Raw genomic sequence first — 19,356 nt, forward strand, 5'->3', positions numbered from 1 at the left:
ATGCGGTCCCGGTACCGGCCGGGAACCTCTACACCGCCGTAGAAGTTCTGTCGGCGGTCGCGTCCGCGGCCGTCCCGCGAACCGGCGGGTTTCGTTACAGCAGGAGGATGCAGTGGCTCAGATCGACCTCGACAAGGTGCTCGACAAGGCGTGGGCGGACAAGGACCTGCCCGCCGTCCTCGACGCGCCCGTCTCCGCGCTGAAAGGCGTGTCGGACCGGCAGGGCGCCCTGCTGGAGGAGGCGTTCGGGATCAAGACGGTGGCGGATCTGGCCAACCTGAAGTACGCCCGCTGGGCTCAGGCGCTCGCCGCGCTCGCCCCCGCCGGCAAGTGACCACGGCCGCCGCCTCCCGCTCCCGACCGTGCGGGGGCGGGGGGCGGCGGCCCATTCCTTGCCGTCGTCCCTCCTACCTCGTGATGCGGGGCGCGTCGGACACGAGCAGGGAGTCGTCCTCCGTGCGCGCCCCGGGCAGCCGATGCCGGGCGGCGATCAGGGCCGCGTCGATGTCGCGGGTGCCGGTCGAGACACAGAGTGTGTAGGCGACGTCCTCCATCCGCCGCCGTACCGCCGGGGAGCCGTCCTCGGCGTGCAGGACGCGCAGCGCGTCGTACTGTTCGACCAGGTTGCGCAGCACCGCGGGGTGAGCCATCAGCACAGTTTTCCTCCTTCGCACGGGGACGTGCCGCACGCCGGAGCGCGGGGCTGACGCCCGAGTACCCAGGGGAACGCGCGGTATGCCAGGACTTTTCGACGGGGCGCCGGCCGGGGGGCGTCGGTACGCGGCCGCGCCACCGGCCGACCGCGGGAGCGCGGTGCCACCCGGCAGGGGAGCGCCGCCGGGTCAGGGGAGCGGGGTGCCGCCCGTCGCGTTGACGATCTCCGCCGTGATGTAACTCGCCTGCGGCGAGGCGAGGAAGACATAGGCGGGAGCCATCTCGGCCGGCTGGGCGGGCCGCCCGAGCGGTGCCTGTTCGCCGAATTTCCTGGTGTCCGGCAGGGTCGCAGGGATCAGCGGGGTCCACACCGGCCCCGGGGCCACGGCGTTGACCCGGATCCCGTCCGTGGCGACCATCTGGGCCAGCCCCTGGGTGAAGGTGACGATGGCGCCCTTCGTCGTCGCGTAGTCCAGCAGGTGCGGGCTGGGCTTGTACGCCTGGACCGAGGCCGAGTTGATGACGCAGCCGCCCCGGGGGATGTGCGGCAGGGACATCTTGCACAGCCAGAACATGCCGTAGAGGTTGGTGCGCATCACCCGGTCGAACTGCTCCGTGGTGATCTCGCCGATGCCGTCCGGCTGGGACATCTGGTAGGCCGCGTTGTTGACGAGCACGTCGATCCGCCCGAACTCGGCGACCGCGCGCTCGACCAGCGCCCGGCACGACTCCTCCTCGCGGATGTCGCACGCGACGGCGACGGCCTTGCGGCCCGCGTCCTCCACCAGACGCGCGGTCTCCCGTGCCTCGTCCTGTTCCTCGGGCAGATACGTGAACATCACGTCGGCGCCCTCGCGCGCGTAGGCGAGTGCCACCGCCCGTCCGATCCCCGAGTCGCCGCCCGTCACCACGGCCGCCCGGTCCCGGAGCAGGCCGTGGCCCCGGTAGGAGTGCTCGCCGTGGTCCGGCGGCGGGTCCATGGGACCGGTCCAGCCCGGGTGCTCCTGTTCCTGCTGGGGGAACTCCGGGCGCGGGTGCCTGGTCACCGGGTCCTGGGGGTCCTGCCGCCGCTGCTCGTCATGTGCCATCACGCGTGCTCCTGATTCTCTCCGGCTGTGGCGCGTCCGGTGGGGCCGGGGCCGCAAGCCCGGCGGCCCCGGGGGCCGGACCGGACGCGCTCTCCCGGCGCGGGGCGCCGACCTGGGCGCCGTGTCGGACGAAACGGTCCCCTCCCGTTGCCCGACGGGTCCCCTCACAAACGTCTCCCGAGCAGCCCACGCACGCCACCGGGGCCCGACCGGGCCGGACGGAAGGAGGGATCACGGGGGTGGCGGCGGAACGCGCGGGCACCGGTGGAGTGGTTTCCGGCAGCCACGAGGTGGAGCCTGGAAGCAGCGGGCAGGGTCCCGCCGGAACACGGGAACGTCGACCCCGCAGTGGAGGCAGTGGAGGTGGCGATATGACGACTGTGGCCCCGCCCCCGCCGGTCCCCGCCGGACTCGGCAGGGTCCTCACGGTGCCGGGCGTCTACGCGCCCCGGTCCGACAGCCGTCTGCTCGCGCACGCCATGCGGGCCGAGGGCGTGCGCCCCGGCATGGAGGTGCTCGACGTGGGCACGGGCAGCGGAGTCCTCGCGCTGTACGCGGCGCGGCTGGGCGCCACCGTGACGGCGGTCGACGTCGACCGGCGCGCGGTGCTGACCGCGCGCCTGAACGCCCTGCTCGCGCGGCAGCGCGTGACCGTGCGGCGGGGCGACCTGAACCGGCCGCTGCTGCCGGGCCGGTCCTTCGACGTGGTGGTGAGCAATCCGCCTTACGTGCCCGCTCCCGGTCGGCTGCCCCGGCGCGGGCCCGCGCGGGCCTGGGACGCGGGCCACGACGGCCGGGCGCTGGTGGACCGGCTCTGTGCCGCGGCCCCCACCGTGCTGCGGCCGCACGGTGTGCTGCTGATGGTGCACTCCGCCATGTGCGACCCGGAGGAGAGCGTGCGAAGGCTCTCCCGGGCCGGACTGCGCGCGGGCGTCAGCGGCCGTGCCTCCGTCCCGTTCGGTCCGGTGGTCCGGGGGCGGCTGGACTGGCTGAGGCAGCGGGGGCTGATGGATGTCCGTGACGAGAGGGAAGAGCTGGTGGTCATCCGTGCCGAGAGAGTCTGAGCGCCCCCGGCGGGTCACCGTGCGGCGGACCGGGCCGCTCCTGGTGGAGGGACCGGTGGAGGTCGTCCTGGAGGACGGCAGCGTGGTGTGCTCGCGACGGTTCACCGTCGCGATCTGCACCTGCCGCCGCAGCCGCGCCTACCCCTGGTGCGACACCAGCCACCGCCGACGGGTGGGCACGGCGGAGACGCGGTCCGAGCGGTCCGGCGAGCAGCGGCCGGACGAGCAGCGGCCGGACGAGGGGAAGGTCGAGCCGTGACCGCGACCTCGGGAACGCGTCCGGACACCCCCGCGCCGTCGCCCCCGCTGCCCGAGCCCCGCGGCGCGCTGTCGGCGGCGGTCGTCGGGGCGCTGCGCGGTACGCACGCCGTGCTTCCCCCGGCCCGGGAGACCGAGCGCGCCGACGCCTACGGCGAGGACCTGCACCTCGCGCTCTACACGCTGTACGAACTCCACTATCGCGGATTCGCGCGCGTGGACGACCGCGTGGAGTGGGACCCCGGCCTGTTGCGACTGCGCGGAGACCTGGAGAGGCGTTTTCTGGCCGCTCTCCGCGCGGACCTCCCGCCGGGCGGGGACGTGGCCGAGGCCATGGCCGTCCTGCTCGTCGAGCCCGTCATGGACGACGGGAACAGCGTGACTCACTTCCTCCAGGACGAGGGACAGCTCGGCCACCTGCGGGAGTACGCCGCCCTGCGCTCCCTGTACCACCTCAAGGAGGCCGATCCGCACGCCTGGGTCATTCCCCGGCTGCGCGGACGGGCCAAGGCCGCGATGGTGGCCGTCGAGTACGACGAGTTCGGCGCCGGCCGCGCCGAGGACGTGCACGCCCGGCTCTTCGCGGACCTGATGACGGACCTGGGACTGGACCCCGCCTACGGCCGCTATCTCGACGCGGGCACCGCCGAGGCCCTGGCCACGGTGAACCTGATGTCGCTCCTCGGACTGCACCGGAGCCTGCGCGGCGCGCTGGTGGGGCACTTCGCGGCCGTGGAAGTGACGTCGTCGCCCGGCTCCAGGCGGCTGGCGCGGGCCATGCGCCGCACCGGGGCGGGGCTCGCCGCCCGGCGGTTCTACGACGAGCACGTCGAGGCCGACGCGGTCCATGAACAGGTGGTCCGCCACGACGTGGTCGGCGGACTGCTGGCGGACGAGCCACACCTCGCCCCGGACGTCGTGTTCGGGATCGAGGCCACCGGGCTGCTGGAGGACCGCTTCGGCCGGTCCCTGCTGGCCGCCTGGCGCGCCGGCCGCACCGCTCCGCGCCGTCCCCTCGGACCGCCGCCCGTGCGGCCCGGCCCCGAGGGCCGCTCCCGGGACCGCCGACCACCGACCGCCCACCGCTGACCGCGGGCGCGCCGGGCCACCGGTTCCCCCCCGGCGGCCCCGGCCGTCAGGGCGGTGGTGCCGGCGCGCCGCTCCCGGAGTCCTCCGCCCCGGACACGTCCACCTCTTCCAGCGGCCGGACCGCCGGTCCCTGGAGCACCGCGCCGTCGACACCGAAGCGGGACCCGTGGCAGGGGCACTCCCAGGCGGTCTCGGCGGCGTTGAAGGCCACGAGGCAGCCGAGGTGGGTGCAGCGCGCGGACACCGCGCGCACGGTGCCCTCCGCGTCCCGGTGGACCGCGCACGGACGCCCCCCGACGCGTACCACCGCGCCCGTCCCGGGCGGGATCCGCGCCACCGAGTCGGCCGACGCCGCACGCAGCCGGTCCTCGACGAAGTGCCGGGCGATCTTGGCCTGTTCCCTGAGCATCGCGGGTGCCCCGCGCAGCGCGCTCCGCAGCCGGCGGGGATCGTACAGCCCGGCCCAGGGAGGCGCGTCGCCGGTGATGAGGCCGGTGAGCAGCCGCCCCGCCATGACGCCCCCGCTCATGCCCCAGCCCCCGAAGCCGGTGGCCACGTAGGTGTGCCGGGAGCCGGGGTGGAACGCGCCCACGAGCGGGACGGTGTCGGTGGAGTGGTTGTCCTGGGCGGCCCAGCGGTAGGCCGTGTCCCCGACCGGAAAGTGTTTCCGCATCCAGGCGTCCAGGCGGCGGAACCTCTCGCGGGTGTCTCCGGTGCCCGGAGTGAAGCTCTCACCGGTCACGATGAGCAGCCGCCCGCCGCCGTCCACCGGGGCCGTGCGCACCGAGCGCTTGCCCTCCTCCTCGGTGATGAACATGCCGTCCGGGTCGTGGCCGGCGGGCAGGGGAGCGGCGACGGCCAGTTCCCGGTGCGGGGCGAGGCGGGTGAACAGCAGCGCCCGGTCGAAGACCGGGTAGTGGGTGGCCACGACCACGTCCCGGGCCGTCACCGTGTGCCCCGACCCGGCGGTGACCCGGCAGTGGTCGCCCTCGGACAGACCGGTGATCTGGGTGTCCTCGAAGACCAGCCCGCCCCGCCGCCGGAAGTCCTCGGCCAGGGCCAGCAGATACCTGCGGGGATGGAACTGGGCCTGGTCCTCCACGCGTACCGCGCCGCCGACGGCGAACGGCAGGCCGGTCCGCCGTACGTACGTCGCCGGCAGCCCCGCCTCCGCGGCGGCCCGCGCCTCCGCCTCGATCCCGGCGCACGCGGTGGGGTCGGTGACATAGGTGAAGGCGGCGGCACGTTCGAAGTCGCACGCGATGCCGAGTTCGGTGACGGTCGCGGCCACCCGCTCGACGGCTTCCTGCTGCGACCTCGCGTACAGCCGCGCGGCGTCGGGTCCCCGGGTGCGGCGCAGCCGGTCGTACACGAGGGTGTGCAGTGCGCTGACCTTGGCCGTGGTGTGGCCGGAGACACCGGCGGCGATCCGCCGGGCCTCCAGCACGGCCACCGTACGGCCGGCGCGGATGAGTTCCCAGGCGGTGCTCAGGCCCGCGATCCCGCCGCCCACCACGGCCACGTCGACCGTGATGTCCTCGACGAGTGGCGGGTATGAGGTGGTGTCGCTGGTCTCCATCCAGAAAGAGTTGTCGTGTCCGGGGAGCGGCGGTGGATTCGGCATGGGGCGTGCCTCGTCTCTTGGTCGGTGGACGGCCGGTCGGGGGCGGGCGCGGCCGGCGCGGCCCGGGCTGTCGTACCGGTTGCCCGTTCGGGGTGCTCATCGGTGCGCGGGTGCTGCTCGGCCGGTGCGCCGGCCGCGGGTGCCGGTCGTGGCGGTGGGTGGCGGTGGTCAGGGCCCGCCCGGCGCGCCGCCCCGGCCACGGGTGGCGAGCGCGCGCTGGGCGCCGGCCAGGACCCGGCGGCCGGCGCCGTGGGCGCGCAGGGCGGCCCGGGCGGCGTTCGCGCCGGGTGCCCCGTGCACGGCGCCGCCCGGGTGCGCGGAGGAGGAGGCCAGGTACAGGCCGGGTACGGGCGTCTCGGGACGGCCCGTGCCGGGCAGCGGCCGGAACACGGCCTGCTGGTGGAGGCTGGTCGTACCGCCGTTGATCGCGCCGCCGTACAGATTGCCGTCCGCGGCCTGGAGCGTGGGCGGGGCGAGGACGCGGCGCGCCCGGATCCGGTGCCGGAAGCCCGGCGCGTACCGCTCGACCTCCCGCTCGATCCGGTCGGCCATGATCTCCTGCTCCCGGTGGTCCCAGCGGCCCGTGAGCGCGTCCGGCCCGGCGTCCCCCCGTACCCGGTGCGGTACGTGGGTGTAGGCCCACGCCGACTCCGTACCGGCCGGGGAGCGCGTCGCGTCGGTGGTCGTCATCTGCCCGAGCAGGGCGAAGGGGTGGTCCGGGATCCGGCTCATGGCCAGTTGCGCCGCGAACCGGGTGAGCGCGTCCATCCCGTCGGCCAGGTGGACGGTGCCCGCCGACGCGGCCCCCGGCGCGGTCCAGGGGATCGGCCCGTCGAGGGCCCAGTCGACCTTGAAGGTGCCCCAGTCCCACTGGAACCGGCGCAGATCGTCGCGGAGCCGTGGCGGCAGCCGGTCCTCGCCCACCAGATCGCGGTACAGCTGCGGGGCCGTCACATCGGCCAGCACGGCCCTTCGGGCGGCGACGACCCCGCCCGAGGCCGTGACGACGCCCACCGCCCTGCCACCCCGTACGACCACCTCGGTGACCCGTTCCCCGCAGCGCACGGCGACCCCGCGCCGGCCCAGCCGGCGCACCAGAGCAGCCGTCAGCTCGCCCGCGCCGCCGACCGGCACGGGAAAGCCGTAGGTCTGCCCAAGCATCGACATCAGCCAGCCGAACCCGCCACTGCACGCGGACTCCGGCGCCAGGTCGGCGTGCAGGGCGTTGCCCGCCAGCAGCAGCCGCCCGCCGTCGCCCGTGAACTCCTCCTCCGCGAGGCGCCGCACCGGCAGCAGCATGCTGCGCGCGAGCCGCAGCCCGCCCACTCCGCGCAACCGGGCCGCCAGCCGGACCCCGGCACGCAGGGGCGGGAACGGGGTGAAGAGCGTGCCCAGCAGATCCTCGCGGAGCCGGTCCCAGACCCGGCACAGGTCCTCCCAGGCCGCTCCGTCGCCGGGCGCGAACGCGTCCAGTCCGGCGGCCGTCACCCGCCGGTCGCGGTCGAGCACCGCACAGCGCCCGTCGTGCAGGGGGTGCGCGACCACGCGCGGGGCATGGGTCCAGCGCAGTCCCTCGCGGTCCAGCGCGAGCCGGGCCAGCACCGGGGACGCGGCGGCCATCGGGTAGAAGGCGCTGAACACATCACTCACGAAGTCCGGGTGGACACCGCGGTCGCTGCGCACGGCGCCACCGGGCTCGTCCTGTGCCTCCAGCACCTCCACGCTCCACCCGGCGTCCGCCAGGACGTTCGCCGCGACCAGGCCGTTCGGCCCGGCGCCGATCACCACCGCGTCGGTCATGAGCCCGTCGCCCGGCCCCGCCGTCCGCCCGGAGCCGCCGACGAGCCGCGCGCCCCCGGCACGTCCCGCTCCACCACGCGCGCGAGCCGGCGGAGCATGCCGCGGTGACGGAGCTGGAGCACCGCGTCGACGGCGGCGTTGTGGGCGGAGCCGCCGAAGCCGCGCAGCGGGTGTTCGTCGACGATGACCAGCGTCTCCTCGCCCCACGGCCGGATGTCGAAGGCGATCCGCGCCGATCCGAGGGGGCCGATGTACGCCTCCAGCTCCAGGGCCCTGGGCGGTTCGTGCCGCCGGACGACCGTACGCCCCCGGAACGTGACGGGGCCCACCCGCACCGTGTAGGCGAGCGCCGAGCCGACGTTGGGCCACCACCCCTCTTCGATGTCGGAGTCCGACGTGCCGACCACCCAGTCGGCATAGCGGGACGGGTCCTCCAGCACCGTCCAGACCGCGGACGGCCGGTGTGCGACGAGCTGATGCCGTACGGCCATGTTTTCTCCCCGGCGGATCGGCGACGAGAGGTGGGCACCTCACGCGTGTGTCCGGGCGGGAGAGCACCACACGGGACACGGGGGCGAGGGGATGCCACACGGAGACATCGAGGACGGCCGCGGGTGACGGGCCGGTTCCATGAACGTACCTTTTGTCTGGCCCGGTCGCTCGGTGACGGCTCGTCGTCCGCCTGCCGGTCGCCGACCCGTGTCGGTGGGGTGTCATGCGCCATGATGAGGGGAGGGCGGTGTGTGGTGGCTTCTTCACAAGGAGGCGGAATGGGAAGGTTCGACACCTATGAACTGGTTTTCACGCACCCGGGCACCCCGGGGACCGGTTCGTCGGACACGGATGTCGTCGCGGTGCGCCGTACGGACCGTTCGGGGCCCGGTGGACACCCGCTCTACGCGGACGACACGGGCATCGTCCTGGCGGAGATCAGTGACCGGGACGAGGTGCGCATGATCGCCAGTGGGGGACACCAGGACCCCGCGGTCTCGGTGCGGGCGCGTCCCGCCCCGGAACCGGCCGGCCCGGCCGACTCCGGCCCGCCCCCGGCCGGCCGGTAGCCCCGACGGACCGGACCACAACGCGTGCCCGGCCGGACCGACGCGCACGGCGTGGCCGGCCGAGGCGCCGTGCGCGTACGAGCGCGGTGAGGGGTCCGGTACGGCCGTACGGCGGTGCCGGACCCGCTTTCCGCCCGCCGTGACGCTCCCGCCCCGGGCCCGGTCACGTTCCCGGGGCGGATCCCGGAGTGCCTGGTTCGGCGGGCGGCAGCAAGGTGCCCAGTGGGCCGAGATCCAGATTCAGGTCCCCCAACGTCAGGTCGTACCGCGCGCAGAGCTCGTTCATCCGGTCGTGGAGGATCATGAGCGTGGCGCCCAGGCGCTCCTCCTGCTCCTCCGTCAGGTCTCCCGCGTCGAAGCGGTGCAGGGCCTGCCGCTCCATCAGCTGCCGCAGCAGTTCGACGAGCGTGAGCACCAGTTTGACCAGGTCCCGTTCCACGCTGTCCGGATCGCTGCTGATCCGGCGGGCCGGCCTCGGCCGCTCCCGGCCCCGCGGCGTGATGTCCTCCGGGCCGGGAGGCAGCAGTTGGAAGGCGCGGGCGGCGGCGTCGGCGACCTCGTCGAAGCGGTCGGCAGGTGCGCGGTCCGGTTCGCTCATGGCTCGCCCCACGTCACGGCTCGTCCCGCTCCGGCGCGGCCGACGCGGCCCAGGGCGACGGAGCGCGCTCGCTGATGGCGACGACGAGCGCCCGCAGCGACACCCGGACGAGATCGATGTCGGCGAGCGAGAGCACCACGTCGCCGGTGAGCACCACACCGTCGCTCAGCAGCCGGTCCAGCAGGTCGATCAGGGCTATTTGGCGGTCCGGCAGCGGTTCCTCACGTGCCGCGCCGCCCGCGGGGGGCGCTCCGCCCGTCGTGCTCATGGTCATGGCGCCGCCCGCTGCGTGCCACGGTGCGCCGGCCTCTCGTCGGGCACCTCGCCGGGGGCGTCGGGCGGCTCGCCGGGGGCGCCCTCACGGCCCTCGTCGTCCCTTTCCACCGGAGCGGCGAAGGAGTACGGGGCCCAGGGGCCGGTGACCTCGACGCGGATCCCGGACAGCCCCTCGACCGCGCGCCGTACCTCCGCGCGGAACTCCTCCCCGCGCTCCAGCGGGACGAGGTAGGCGTCGTTGGTGACGTTCTCGCCGGGGCCGCGGGCCAGTTCGCCCTGCTGGACGCGGTGCCGGGCATGTTCCACCGCATACCGCCGGGCCGCCTCCGCGACGGACTCGGCCGCGCTCCGGGCCGTACGGTAGACGTCGTCGCGCGCGTGCCGCTCGGCCCTGCGCCGCCGCAGGTAGGAGCGTCCGGGGCCGGCGTCGTCCGAGGCGGGAACTGCGGGCGGGGGTTCCTCGGCCGTCGGCTCGACGTAGAGCTTGACGCCCCACTCCACATGCGCGGCCAGACGTGCGAGCCGGTCGGCGAACACGTCCCCCCGCCGGTCGAGCATGCCGCGCACCCGGTCGTCGTCCAGATAGACGGTCGCCAGCCGCAGAGGAAGGACCGTGGTGCGCTCCGTCAGCGCCTCGATCACGCCGTGATGGGCTCGGGCGACGGTTTCCAGCCAGGTGAGGTCCTCCAGGTGGCGGCGCAGCGGGACCTCGCCGAAGTCCGCCGCGTCGACCGGGCTCACGGCGGCCACCAGCTCACCGCCCTGCCCGCCGCGCACGAGGTGCACGGGCGACCGTGCCACGCCCTCCAGGCCGGAGAGCGCCTCCGCCAGTTCCGCCGAGTCCCGCGCCACGGCGTACGCGTAGACGACCTGCTCCGTCATCGCTCACCTCGTCTCCCCGGCCGGCGGCCGGGCTCCGTCCGCCGCACGCGCGCGGGCCGACGGGCGGGCGCGGCGCGGGCCTCCTCCGGCTCCTCGGCCGGCTCCGCCGCTTCCGCAGGAGGTTCCGTCCCCTCCCGCTCCTCGGCGGGTCCGGGATCGGCGGCGGGTTCGTGGACGGCCTCCGCGTATTCGTCCGGGTACTCGTCCGCGTACTCCTCCTCACCCTCCCCGGGCTCCTCGCGATTCTCGTGTTCCTCGTGGTTTCCGCGTACCGCGCGCCGCGCCCGCGGCCTCTCCTCGGCCGGCTCCAGTGCCGCATCGCCGCGCAACTCCTCGACCTCCGCGCGCAGCCGCCTGTTCTCCGCGGCGAGCGACGGACGCTCACCGGCCCGCGAGGACAGTGACGGGTCGTGCTCCCACCAGTCGATGCCCATCTCCTTGGCCTTGTCGACCGAGGCCACCAGCAGCCGCAGCTTGATCGTGAGCAGCTCGATGTCCAGCAGGTTGATCTGGATGTCGCCCGCGATGACGATGCCCTTGTCGAGGACCCGCTCGAGGATGTCGGCGAGGTTGGCCGAGGAGCCCTGGCCGTACTGGGGGGACGCCCGGGACGGTACGGAGCCAAACCTGTTGGCGATGGGTTCGGTCACGACCCTCGACCTCGATCTCGTTCTCGCTCTCCGGCAGGACCTCGCCGCGTACGGCCCGTCATCGCGGACCGATCCGCCGCGCGCGGGCCCTGATCTCCTCCAGCCGGTCGAGGAGTTCGTCCTCGCGCCGGTCGAAGGTCTCCTCGTCGATCCGGCCGGCCAACAGCGCCTTCTCCAACTCGGCCAGCTCCTGTTCGACGGGTGCGGGGTCGTAGTACTGCTCCTCGGCGGCTTCCTTCACGCGCTCCGCCACCCAGCCGACGCCGCGCACCGGCGCCAGTGGCAGGGTCGCGAGCTGGGTGAACAGACCCATGACAACGCTCCTCGCTCTCGGGCTACGGGTCGGCCGGACATGTCAGACGAAGCTGTAGGCGGGCAGCGGCCCGCGCACACGGACGTCGAAGGCGTCACCGAGGTCGTCGACGAGGCCGCGCTCCGCGGAGACGAAGCCCTCCTCGTCGGTGTGGTCCACCAGGAAGGACACATTGACGAAGTCCTCGCCGCCGGGCTCGGAGGAGCGTTCCTCCCGTGCGTAGGGGCGCAGGGTCTCCACCACCCGGGTGGCCAGCGCGTTCTGCCGGACCTGGACCTCCCGCGCGACCAGTTCGCCGAGGGCGAGCGGCAGGTCGGGCCGGTCCGCTCCGCTCCTGATCTCCTCGTTGAGCCTGCGGGCCTCCTCGGACTGCTGGAGGATCTGGCGCAGCATGCTCTCCTCCTTCTGCGCGGCCTTCACGTGGTACTCCACACAGCCCCGCAGCGCCCGCAGCCGGGTCCGGTACTCGTCGGCGCGCTCTTCCAGCGCGGCCCGTACGGCCTCGTCGTCCGGCGCCGTGAGACCGAATCGCAGCGGCAGCACCACGCCGTCGGCCATCAGTCGCTCCTGGACGGCGTGATGGGCGGCCAGGTCGCGGCGCTTGGGCCGCAGCGGCTCCGGCGCGTCGCTGACCACCGCGGTCAGTGAGCCTCCCTCCACCGTACGCAGCTCCCGGGGCGGGTCCCCGACTCCGCCGAGGCCCTCCAGCCGTCGTGGGTGCGACGATCCGGTGATCGAGTAGACGTACACGGCCATGGCTAGTCCTCCCGGTGCCGCACCGGCCTGCGGGCCGCGCGCTCGTGCCGTCGCTCGGGCTCCTCGTCCTTGTCGTCCGCGTGGCCGCGCCGGACGGATTCGGTCACGGCCTCGACGGCCCCGGTGATCGCGCCCTTGCTCCTGCCGCGCGCCCCGCCCTCGGTCACCTCTCCGACGAGGTCGGTCAGCTGCGAGGGCGCCTTGCGGCCGGATTCGAGGTCGAGCCGGTTGCACGCCTCGGCGAAGCGCAGATACGTGTCCACGCTCGCCACGACGACCCGGGCGTCCACCTTGAGGATCTCGATCCCCACCAGCGACACGCGGGCGAACACGTCGATGACCAGGCCACGGTCCAGGATCAGTTCGAGGACGTCGTACAGGTTTCCTGCCCCGCCCCCGCCGAGGGCTGGGCCGGTTCCGCTCTGCGGCGCCACGGTCATGGTGACTCCCTCCACCGGGCCGCCTCCCGACGTGAGGGGAGGAGACGGCACTTGCTCGCGTCCTGCACGCCCCGACCGGCCCACCGGGCCGACAGGGCGTCGCGTGCGGGTTCCCGCACACCCACCCGCTCCCGGCCGCCGGGCCGGGCGCGGTCACGTACCCCGGTCGATCTGTCCCCGGGTGTAGCGGCGGGTCCGCTCGTACGACATCAGCGCGCCCTCCTCGTCCAGTGACACCCGGTAGCTCGCCATCACGCTGGTGGTCTCGGGCACGCGCGAGAGTTCCTCGACCTCGACATCGGCCTGCCAGCCCTCGTCGGTGGGCCGCACGGCCGAGACCGACTCCGGGGCCCGCCCCAGCAGCTCCTCGAGCTGCTCGGACGCGGACCGCATGGCCTGCGGTGCGGAAACCCGGCGAGTCCCGCGCCGCACGGGGTGCTCGGAGTCCTCCCGGCCGGTGCCGCCACGGCGACCTGCCGGCCGCGCGGCGGAGGCGTCCCGGCGGGCGCTCCGGCCTCGTTCGCGTTCGTCCTCGACGGCCATGGTCCCTCTCCGTGCGTTCGGAGACGACACACTGTTCCAAGCGCGTTCTACGCACATTCTGGCGTGCGTTATCCCATGGTATAGGAGTTTTGTTCCCTCGCTCTTCCGTCCGAGGAACGCGAAGGGGAGCGCGCGGGAAGGGTGCGGGGAAGGCGGCAAGGCGCCCGGGGAAGGCCCCGTCGTCGTCCCCGCCGCCGCTGAGCGGGCGGGCGTGACCTGCCGCATGGTGGGAAGGGAGGCAGCGTCGCCGCCGCGCCCGGCGCGCGGTCGCGGCGCACCGAACCGCCGATCGTCAAGGAGTGGTGATGAGGGCTCTGACCTGGCACGGCAAGCGCGACGTACGAGTGGACACCGTCCCCGACCCGAAGATCGAGCAGCCCACCGACATCATCGTCCGGATCACCTCGACGGGGCTCTGCGGCTCCGATCTGCATCTGTACGAGGTGCTCGGGCCGTACCTCGAACCCGGCGACATCCTCGGGCACGAACCGATGGGTGTCGTCGAGGAGGTGGGACCGGAGGTCACGGCGGTGTCGGTCGGGGACCGGGTCGTCGTGCCGTTCAACGTCTCCTGCGGCACCTGCTGGATGTGCCGCCAGGGACTCCAGTCCCAGTGCGAGTCCACCCAGGTCCGGGAGCGCGGCATGGGCGCCTCGCTGTTCGGCTACACGAAGCTCTACGGCCAGGTCCCCGGCGGACAGGCGGAGTTGCTGCGCGTGCCGTTCGGCAACACCCTGCCCGTCAAGGTGGAGCACGGCCCGCCCGACCAGCGCTACCTCTATCTCTCCGACGTGCTGCCCACGGCCTGGCAGGCCGTCGCGTACGCCGACATCCCGCCGGGCGGCAGTGTCACCGTGCTCGGTCTCGGCCCGATCGGTGACATGGCCGCGCGGATAGCCCTCCACCAGGGCGCGGGCCAGGTCATCGGGGTCGACCTCGTGCCCGAGAGGCTGTCCAGGGCCTGGGCCAGGGGCGTCCACACACTCGATCTCAACGAGCACGGCAAGGGCGTCGCCGACGAGATCCGCCGGCTCACCGACGGCCGGGGCACGGACGCGGTGATCGAGGCGGTCGGCATGGAGGCCCACGGCGCACCGCTGGCCAAGGCCGCCCAGCGGTTCGCCGGCCTGCTCCCGGACGCCCTGGGCACGAAGATGATGGACCGCGCCGGTGTGGACAGCATGGTGGCCTTCGACCTCGCCGTCGACGCCGTGCGTCGCGGGGGCACGATCTCCGTGTCGGGCGTCTACGGAGGCGCTCTCGACCCCGTACCGATGCTCACGCTGTTCGACAAACAGGTCCAGCTACGCATGGGCCAGGCGAACGTCAGGCGGTGGGTGGACGACATCCTGCCGCTGCTGAACGAGGAGGACGTCCTCGGGGTCGACCACTTCGCCACGCACACCCTGCCGCTGGAAGAGGCCCCCCAGGCCTACCGGACGTTCCAGGCCAAGCGGGACGGCATGGTCAAGGCGGTCATGACGCCGTGACGGCGCGTGAGCCCTGCGTATGACACCCCGGCCGCGTGAGGCCGTGACGCCGTGACATCGCGACGAGGTGTACCGGGGCCTTGTCGAGCGGGCGCGGGCGGTCACCCACCTGATCGCGGGCCGCGCACACCAGGCGCTACGCCTCGCTACGCCTCTGTGACGATGAACTGCGCGCCGTCGGGATCCCGGATGAGGGCCCGGCCGCACAGGTTCTCCTCGACCGGCGGACGCGGGGCCACCGCGCCCCCCGCGAACTCGGCCGCCACCGCCACCGCCGCCACCTCGCGGACCCGCACCTGCATCTCCCACCGCGGCAGCAGCCGGGGGTCGGGAGCCGCCTCGAGCGCGCCGCCGCGCAAGGAGGCGACGACATGGGTGCTGTCGCGGACGACGACGTGGTCGTGCTCGTAGGCGACGTCGCACCCGCCCGACCCGCGCTCCGCCCAGCCGAGCACCTCGCCGTAGAAGAGGGCGGCGTCGAAGGCGTCGCGGGTGCGCAGTTCCAGGACGGCCGGTGCGCTTCCCCGGCCCACGGACCAGGGGAGCGTACGGCCCTCCCAGCAGCCGAAGACGGCGCCGTCGCGGTCGGCGGCGAGCAAGGCGCGCCCGGCGCCGAACCTGAGGGGCCCCACCGCGACGGTGCCACCGCGTTCCCGCACCCGGTCCGCGGTCTCGTCCGCGTCGTCCACCGCGAAGTACGGCGTCCAGGCCACCGGCACCCGCCAGCCGGGCCCCAGCGCCCCGATGCCCGCCACCGGCTCCCCGTCGTCGTCCAGCGCGACGGCGAACTCCTCCCCGAACAGGGCGGGGCGGAAGTGCCAGCCCAGCACCGCCGCGTAGAACTCCTGAGCCGACCGGAGATCGCGGCTCATCAGGTTGACCCAGCACGGAGCGCCGTGCTCGGGCGAGATGTGTTCGGGATGGTCAGCCAAGGGAATCTCGGTGTCGGACAACGGAATCAGCTCTCCTTCCCGCGTGCCGGCACACGTGTACCGGTGGCGCGTCCGGGGGCCGTCGGCAGGCCCCCGGGCACGGCCACCCGCTCCGGAAGCCGGACCCGTACCCGGCGCGCCCGAGGCGTCCACCGCGTGCCCACACACACCACTTCACGCCGGACCGGCGCCGTCCGTGACACGGCGGAGCCGGCCCGGGATGCGGTGTGCCTGCCTCGACCGTAACTCCGCTGCCGGTGCCGTACCCACCGGGGACCTGCCCGTCCGGGCCGTGGCGCCGTCCGGGCCGGTGCGGGCCGTCGTACCGGGTCTGTGACCTCCGTCGCCGGGCGCGAACGGCGCGGCGGGACCAGGGGCGACCCGGTCACACACCTTGACAGGGGTCTTCGGCGCGCTTCACGATGCCCGGGTGAACCTGTCAGACAGCCAGACAGCTGGCGATGTGCCCCGACGTGTCAGCGCGATGGAAGCCGTACTGAGCCACCTGCGCGCCGCCATCGAGCGGGGCGAGTACGCGGTGGGGGAGAAGCTGCCCTCCGAGGCCGAGCTCTGCCGCCGCCTGACAGTGAGCCGTCCGGTCCTCCGGGAGGCGCTGCGCGCCCTCCAGACGATGGGGCTCACCGTCTCCCGCACGGGGAAGGGCACCTTCGTCGTCTCCGCCGGCCCGGTGGAGGACCCCACCTTCGGCGACTACGCGGCGAGCGACCTGCTGGAAGTACGCCGGCACGTGGAAATCCCGGTGGCGGGGTACGCTGCTGTGCGCCGCACGGCCGAGGACCTGGACCATCTGACCCACCTGCTGGACCGGATGGAACGGGAGACGGACACCACCGCCTGGGTCGCGATGGACACGCTCTTCCATCTCGCCGTCGCCCGGGCCGCCCAGAACCCCGTCTTCCGCCGGGTCATAGAGGAGATCCGCGACGCGCTGGCGCGCCAGTCCGCGTTCCTCAACGACGTCGGCGGGCGGCGCGAGCAGTCGAACGAGGAACACCGGCTCATCGTCGAGGCGCTGGTCGACCGCTCCGAGCACGACGCCGTGGAAGCGATGACACACCATCTCGCACGCGTCGAGTCGACCCTGACCACCATCGTGCGGTCCCCCCACCGCAACGATCCCCCCGAAGAAGGCGAAACCCAGACGTGAGCGAGCAATCCCTCCAGCAGGAGGTACAGCGACAGGCGCCGCCGAGCGGTCCGCATGTCGACGCCGGTGACGCCGGTTACAGCAAGTCCCTGAAGTCCCGGCACGTCAACATGATCGCCATCGGCGGTGCGATCGGCACCGGGCTCTTCCTCGGCGCGGGCGGCCGGCTCGCCGGCGCCGGCCCCTCGCTGGCCCTCGCGTACGCCGTGTGCGGTGTGTTCGCCTTCCTGGTGGTGCGCGCGCTCGGCGAACTCGTCCTGCACCGGCCGTCCTCGGGCGCGTTCGTCTCCTACGCCCGTGAGTTCCTCGGCGAGAAGGGCGCGTTCGTCGCGGGCTGGATGTACTTCCTGAACTGGGCGACCACCGGGATCGCCGACATCACGGCGGTGGCGACCTACACCCACTACTGGGGCATGTTCAGCGACATACCGCAGTGGGTGATCGCCCTGATCGCCCTCGCGGTCGTGCTGACCGTGAACCTCATCTCCGTGAAGTTCTTCGGCGAACTGGAGTTCTGGTTCGCGATCATCAAGGTCGGGGCGCTGGTCGCCTTCATGCTGATCGGCATCTTCCTGCTGGTCACGCAGCAACCGGTGGACGGGCACACCCCCGGTCCCTCGCTGATCACCGACAACGGCGGTATGTTCCCCTCCGGCGTGCTTCCGATGCTGCTCGTCATCCAGGGCGTCGTCTTCGCGTACGCCTCGGTCGAGCTGGTCGGTGTGACGGCGGGCGAGACGGCGGAGCCGGAGAAGGTCATGCCGAAGGCGATCAACTCCATCATGTGGCGGGTGGCCCTGTTCTACGTCGGCTCCGTCGTCCTGCTGACGATGCTGCTGCCGTGGAACGCCTACTCCGCCGGCGAGAGCCCCTTCGTGACCGTCCTGTCCAACATCGGTGTGCCGGCGGCCGGCGGTGTGATGAACCTCGTCGTGCTCACCGCCGCGATGTCCAGCCTCAACTCCGGCCTCTACTCCACCGGACGCATCCTGCGTTCCATGGCGAAGTCCGGCTCGGCGCCCACGTTCACCGGTGTGATGAGCCGCACCCAGGTCCCGTACGGCGGCATCCTGCTCACCTCGGGCGTCTGCGTCCTGGGCGTCGGACTCAACTTCGTGGTGCCCAAGGACGCCTTCGAGATCGTGCTGAACTTCGCCGCGATCGGCATCCTGAGCACCTGGGCGATGATCATGATCTGTCACCTGCTGTTCTGGCGGAAGGCCCGGGCGGGCGAGGTCGTCCGCCCCGGCTACCGGCTGCCCGGCTCCCCGTACACCGAGGTGGTCACCCTGGTCTTCCTCGCCTCCGTCCTGGTCCTGATGTGGGCCGACGGCGGAGCCGGCCGGACGACCGTGCTGTGTCTGCCGCTGATCGTGGCGGCGCTGGTGGGCGGCTGGTTCCTGGTACGGGGCCGGGTCGGGAGCGTACGCGAGGCCGCGGCGTACGAGCGTTCCGGCGTCTCGCGCGGCGACGGCACCCATGGCACCGGCGGCACCGGCCGCACCGGCGACGACAACGGCACGCGCAGCGACGAAGGGCGACGATGAACCACACACTCACGCCCGACGACCACGCCCCCGCCGCGCCGCCCGCCGTCCGGGTGCCCGCCCACGTCCCCCTCGCCCATGTGGTGCGCGGCGGCGTCGTCGAGGGCGTCCACCACGGATCGGTCGTCGTACTGGCGGCGGACGGAACGGTGGAACTCGCCGCGGGCGACATCGAAGCGGCGTTCTACCCACGCTCCGCGCTCAAGCCGGTCCAGGCCGTCGCGCTGCTGCGGGCCGGTCTGCTGCCGCCGGACGAGGAGGCCCTCGCCCTGACCGCCGCCAGCCACTCCGGCGAGGAGCGGCATCTGGCCACGGCCCGGCGGATCCTCGAGGCGGCCGGCCTGACCGAGGACGCTCTGCGCAACGTCCCCGACCTGCCGTACGACCCGGCCGTACGCGACGCGTGGCTGCGCGCCGGCCGGGGCCCGAGCAGACTCGCCCAGAACTGTTCGGGCAAGCATGCCGCCATGGTGATGACCGCCAGGGCCCGGGGCTGGTCGCTGGAGAACTACCTCGATCCCGGCCACCCCCTCCAGCGGTCGGTCGCCCGGGCCGTGGAGGACCTCACCGGGCAGGGCATCGCCCGGGTGACGGTGGACGGCTGCGGCGCACCGCTGTTCTCGGTCTCCCTGCACGGCCTCACCCGCGCCGTCGCCCGGATCGCCGCCGGCGCCCCCGAGAGCCACGAGGGCCGGGTCGCGGCGGCGATGCGGGACCACCCCGAACTGGTCTCGGGCACGACCCGCGATGTCGCCCGGCTGATGCGCGCGGTGCCCGGTCTCCTCGCCAAGGACGGCTTCGAGGGCGTCCAGGTCGCGGCCCTGCCGGACGGGCGGGCCGTCGGAGTGAAGATCGCCGACGGCGCCGACCGGGCCCGGATGCCGGTGACGGCGGCGGCCCTGCTGCGGTGCGGTGTCGACCCGGTGCTGCTCGCGCCCTTCGCCCGTGCGCCGGTCATCGGGGGCGGCCGGGAAGTGGGAAGCCTGCGCGCGGCGGGCGCCCTGGCCGTCGAGTCCGCCGCACTCGCGCCCGTCGCCCAGGGCGACGGCCCGGGTGCCGCGCCGCGGGACCCGGCCCAGGGGGGACCGGAAGCGGACCCGGCCGCCTGAGCCACCGTTCACGT

At 73.7% G+C, this 19,356-nt stretch carries 22 protein-coding genes and 1 pseudogene; 9 read left to right on the forward strand and 14 right to left on the reverse strand.

Annotation, left to right across the window (positions count from 1 at the left end; genetic code table 11):
• The first annotated feature begins 112 nt into the window (after positions 1 to 112).
• A complete protein-coding gene (locus ACU6P3_RS31015) occupies positions 113 to 334 on the forward strand; it encodes a hypothetical protein (protein ID WP_447195117.1) in 222 nt (73 codons plus the stop codon).
• Between the two features lie 73 nt (positions 335 to 407).
• Here ACU6P3_RS31015 and ACU6P3_RS31020 read toward each other — a convergent pair whose 3' ends face one another.
• Positions 408 to 656 carry a DUF5133 domain-containing protein gene (locus tag ACU6P3_RS31020; RefSeq protein ID WP_447195118.1) on the reverse strand — a complete coding sequence of 83 codons (249 nt, stop codon included), beginning with the start codon at positions 654 to 656 and terminating at the stop codon, positions 408 to 410.
• 186 nt (positions 657 to 842) lie between these two features.
• The gene (locus ACU6P3_RS31025) at positions 843 to 1,742 is read right to left on the reverse strand and encodes an SDR family oxidoreductase (RefSeq protein WP_447195119.1); all 900 of its coding nucleotides are present in this window, start codon (positions 1,740 to 1,742) and stop codon (positions 843 to 845) included.
• Between the two features lie 371 nt (positions 1,743 to 2,113).
• On the opposite strand from ACU6P3_RS31025, the gene ACU6P3_RS31030 reads away from it, so the two are divergent.
• The 3 genes from ACU6P3_RS31030 to ACU6P3_RS31040 are packed head-to-tail and all read left to right on the forward strand — an operon-like array spanning position 2,114 to position 4,153.
• Positions 2,114 to 2,806 (forward strand): HemK2/MTQ2 family protein methyltransferase, encoded by a 693-nt coding sequence (locus tag ACU6P3_RS31030; RefSeq protein ID WP_447195120.1) that lies wholly within the window; start codon positions 2,114 to 2,116, stop codon positions 2,804 to 2,806.
• The gene (locus tag ACU6P3_RS31035; protein WP_447195121.1) at positions 2,790 to 3,065 is read left to right on the forward strand and encodes a CDGSH iron-sulfur domain-containing protein; all 276 of its coding nucleotides are present in this window, start codon (positions 2,790 to 2,792) and stop codon (positions 3,063 to 3,065) included. The genes ACU6P3_RS31030 and ACU6P3_RS31035 overlap by 17 nt, the downstream gene beginning before the upstream one ends.
• The gene (locus ACU6P3_RS31040) at positions 3,062 to 4,153 is read left to right on the forward strand and encodes an iron-containing redox enzyme family protein (protein WP_447195122.1); all 1,092 of its coding nucleotides are present in this window, start codon (positions 3,062 to 3,064) and stop codon (positions 4,151 to 4,153) included. Before ACU6P3_RS31035 ends, ACU6P3_RS31040 begins: the two co-directional genes overlap by 4 nt.
• A gap of 46 nt (positions 4,154 to 4,199) precedes the next feature.
• Here ACU6P3_RS31040 and ACU6P3_RS31045 read toward each other — a convergent pair whose 3' ends face one another.
• From ACU6P3_RS31045 to ACU6P3_RS31055, 3 genes are all read right to left on the reverse strand, one after another.
• On the reverse strand, positions 4,200 to 5,777 hold the full coding sequence (locus ACU6P3_RS31045; RefSeq protein WP_447195123.1) for an FAD-dependent oxidoreductase: 1,578 nt from the start codon (positions 5,775 to 5,777) through the stop codon (positions 4,200 to 4,202).
• 168 nt (positions 5,778 to 5,945) lie between these two features.
• Positions 5,946 to 7,577 carry a phytoene desaturase family protein gene (locus ACU6P3_RS31050; RefSeq protein WP_447195124.1) on the reverse strand — a complete coding sequence of 544 codons (1,632 nt, stop codon included), beginning with the start codon at positions 7,575 to 7,577 and terminating at the stop codon, positions 5,946 to 5,948.
• The gene (locus ACU6P3_RS31055; protein WP_447195125.1) at positions 7,574 to 8,068 is read right to left on the reverse strand and encodes an SRPBCC family protein; all 495 of its coding nucleotides are present in this window, start codon (positions 8,066 to 8,068) and stop codon (positions 7,574 to 7,576) included. The genes ACU6P3_RS31050 and ACU6P3_RS31055 overlap by 4 nt, the downstream gene beginning before the upstream one ends.
• Before the next feature lie 279 nt (positions 8,069 to 8,347).
• Between ACU6P3_RS31055 and ACU6P3_RS31060 the strand changes: the two genes are divergently transcribed.
• Entirely contained in the window at positions 8,348 to 8,638 is a 291-nt protein-coding gene (locus ACU6P3_RS31060) for a DUF6296 family protein (protein WP_447195126.1), read from the forward strand.
• Between the two features lie 163 nt (positions 8,639 to 8,801).
• Here ACU6P3_RS31060 and ACU6P3_RS31065 read toward each other — a convergent pair whose 3' ends face one another.
• The 8 genes and pseudogenes from ACU6P3_RS31065 to ACU6P3_RS31100 form a co-directional block, all read right to left on the reverse strand.
• The gene (locus ACU6P3_RS31065) at positions 8,802 to 9,236 is read right to left on the reverse strand and encodes a gas vesicle protein K (RefSeq protein ID WP_447195127.1); all 435 of its coding nucleotides are present in this window, start codon (positions 9,234 to 9,236) and stop codon (positions 8,802 to 8,804) included.
• Positions 9,237 to 9,249: 13 nt separating this feature from the next.
• The gene (locus ACU6P3_RS31070) at positions 9,250 to 9,510 is read right to left on the reverse strand and encodes a gas vesicle protein (RefSeq protein ID WP_447195128.1); all 261 of its coding nucleotides are present in this window, start codon (positions 9,508 to 9,510) and stop codon (positions 9,250 to 9,252) included.
• Complete coding sequence (locus ACU6P3_RS31075; protein ID WP_447195129.1) at positions 9,507 to 10,394, reverse strand: GvpL/GvpF family gas vesicle protein; 888 nt, start codon at positions 10,392 to 10,394, stop codon at positions 9,507 to 9,509. The genes ACU6P3_RS31070 and ACU6P3_RS31075 overlap by 4 nt, the downstream gene beginning before the upstream one ends.
• 239 nt (positions 10,395 to 10,633) lie before the next feature.
• Positions 10,634 to 11,044, reverse strand: a pseudogene (locus ACU6P3_RS31080) (gas vesicle protein); the annotation flags it as partial.
• Positions 11,045 to 11,102: 58 nt separating this feature from the next.
• On the reverse strand, positions 11,103 to 11,357 hold the full coding sequence (locus ACU6P3_RS31085) for a gas vesicle protein GvpG (protein WP_447195130.1): 255 nt from the start codon (positions 11,355 to 11,357) through the stop codon (positions 11,103 to 11,105).
• Positions 11,358 to 11,399: 42 nt separating this feature from the next.
• On the reverse strand, positions 11,400 to 12,113 hold the full coding sequence (locus ACU6P3_RS31090) for a GvpL/GvpF family gas vesicle protein (protein WP_447195131.1): 714 nt from the start codon (positions 12,111 to 12,113) through the stop codon (positions 11,400 to 11,402).
• Between the two features lie 2 nt (positions 12,114 to 12,115).
• Positions 12,116 to 12,553, reverse strand: coding sequence for a gas vesicle structural protein GvpA (locus ACU6P3_RS31095; RefSeq protein WP_447195132.1), 438 nt, complete (start codon positions 12,551 to 12,553; stop codon positions 12,116 to 12,118).
• 153 nt (positions 12,554 to 12,706) lie between these two features.
• Positions 12,707 to 13,096, reverse strand: coding sequence for a gas vesicle protein GvpO (locus ACU6P3_RS31100; protein WP_447195133.1), 390 nt, complete (start codon positions 13,094 to 13,096; stop codon positions 12,707 to 12,709).
• 305 nt (positions 13,097 to 13,401) lie between these two features.
• On the opposite strand from ACU6P3_RS31100, the gene ACU6P3_RS31105 reads away from it, so the two are divergent.
• The gene (locus ACU6P3_RS31105; protein ID WP_447195134.1) at positions 13,402 to 14,586 is read left to right on the forward strand and encodes a zinc-dependent alcohol dehydrogenase; all 1,185 of its coding nucleotides are present in this window, start codon (positions 13,402 to 13,404) and stop codon (positions 14,584 to 14,586) included.
• 146 nt (positions 14,587 to 14,732) lie between these two features.
• Here the strand turns inward: ACU6P3_RS31105 and ACU6P3_RS31110 are convergent, their stop codons facing one another.
• Positions 14,733 to 15,458 (reverse strand): VOC family protein, encoded by a 726-nt coding sequence (locus tag ACU6P3_RS31110; RefSeq protein WP_447198136.1) that lies wholly within the window; start codon positions 15,456 to 15,458, stop codon positions 14,733 to 14,735.
• Positions 15,459 to 15,948: 490 nt separating this feature from the next.
• On the opposite strand from ACU6P3_RS31110, the gene ACU6P3_RS31115 reads away from it, so the two are divergent.
• The 3 genes from ACU6P3_RS31115 to ACU6P3_RS31125 are packed head-to-tail and all read left to right on the forward strand — an operon-like array spanning position 15,949 to position 19,342.
• Entirely contained in the window at positions 15,949 to 16,686 is a 738-nt protein-coding gene (locus ACU6P3_RS31115; RefSeq protein ID WP_447195135.1) for a FadR/GntR family transcriptional regulator, read from the forward strand.
• On the forward strand, positions 16,683 to 18,233 hold the full coding sequence (locus tag ACU6P3_RS31120) for an amino acid permease (protein WP_447195136.1): 1,551 nt from the start codon (positions 16,683 to 16,685) through the stop codon (positions 18,231 to 18,233). The genes ACU6P3_RS31115 and ACU6P3_RS31120 overlap by 4 nt, the downstream gene beginning before the upstream one ends.
• A complete protein-coding gene (locus tag ACU6P3_RS31125; protein ID WP_447195137.1) occupies positions 18,230 to 19,342 on the forward strand; it encodes an asparaginase in 1,113 nt (370 codons plus the stop codon). The genes ACU6P3_RS31120 and ACU6P3_RS31125 overlap by 4 nt, the downstream gene beginning before the upstream one ends.
• The last annotated feature ends 14 nt before the right edge of the window (positions 19,343 to 19,356 follow it).

Source organism: Streptomyces hebeiensis, from assembly GCF_052983195.1.

What these genes read in the sequence shown, in the direction of transcription:
- ACU6P3_RS31025 (WP_447195119.1), bottom strand. Translation starts at nt 1,742, where the DNA reads ATGGCACATGACGAGCAGCGGCGGCAGGACCCCCAGGACCCGGTGACC.
- ACU6P3_RS31030 (WP_447195120.1), top strand. Translation starts at nt 2,114, where the DNA reads ATGACGACTGTGGCCCCGCCCCCGCCGGTCCCCGCCGGACTCGGCAGG.
- ACU6P3_RS31045 (WP_447195123.1), bottom strand. Translation starts at nt 5,777, where the DNA reads ATGCCGAATCCACCGCCGCTCCCCGGACACGACAACTCTTTCTGGATG.
- ACU6P3_RS31050 (WP_447195124.1), bottom strand. Translation starts at nt 7,577, where the DNA reads ATGACCGACGCGGTGGTGATCGGCGCCGGGCCGAACGGCCTGGTCGCG.
- ACU6P3_RS31055 (WP_447195125.1), bottom strand. Translation starts at nt 8,068, where the DNA reads ATGGCCGTACGGCATCAGCTCGTCGCACACCGGCCGTCCGCGGTCTGG.
- ACU6P3_RS31060 (WP_447195126.1), top strand. Translation starts at nt 8,348, where the DNA reads ATGGGAAGGTTCGACACCTATGAACTGGTTTTCACGCACCCGGGCACC.
- ACU6P3_RS31065 (WP_447195127.1), bottom strand. Translation starts at nt 9,236, where the DNA reads ATGAGCGAACCGGACCGCGCACCTGCCGACCGCTTCGACGAGGTCGCC.
- ACU6P3_RS31070 (WP_447195128.1), bottom strand. Translation starts at nt 9,510, where the DNA reads ATGACCATGAGCACGACGGGCGGAGCGCCCCCCGCGGGCGGCGCGGCA.
- ACU6P3_RS31075 (WP_447195129.1), bottom strand. Translation starts at nt 10,394, where the DNA reads ATGACGGAGCAGGTCGTCTACGCGTACGCCGTGGCGCGGGACTCGGCG.
- ACU6P3_RS31085 (WP_447195130.1), bottom strand. Translation starts at nt 11,357, where the DNA reads ATGGGTCTGTTCACCCAGCTCGCGACCCTGCCACTGGCGCCGGTGCGC.
- ACU6P3_RS31090 (WP_447195131.1), bottom strand. Translation starts at nt 12,113, where the DNA reads ATGGCCGTGTACGTCTACTCGATCACCGGATCGTCGCACCCACGACGG.
- ACU6P3_RS31095 (WP_447195132.1), bottom strand. Translation starts at nt 12,553, where the DNA reads ATGACCGTGGCGCCGCAGAGCGGAACCGGCCCAGCCCTCGGCGGGGGC.
- ACU6P3_RS31100 (WP_447195133.1), bottom strand. Translation starts at nt 13,096, where the DNA reads ATGGCCGTCGAGGACGAACGCGAACGAGGCCGGAGCGCCCGCCGGGAC.
- ACU6P3_RS31105 (WP_447195134.1), top strand. Translation starts at nt 13,402, where the DNA reads ATGAGGGCTCTGACCTGGCACGGCAAGCGCGACGTACGAGTGGACACC.
- ACU6P3_RS31110 (WP_447198136.1), bottom strand. Translation starts at nt 15,458, where the DNA reads ATGAGCCGCGATCTCCGGTCGGCTCAGGAGTTCTACGCGGCGGTGCTG.
- ACU6P3_RS31125 (WP_447195137.1), top strand. Translation starts at nt 18,230, where the DNA reads ATGAACCACACACTCACGCCCGACGACCACGCCCCCGCCGCGCCGCCC.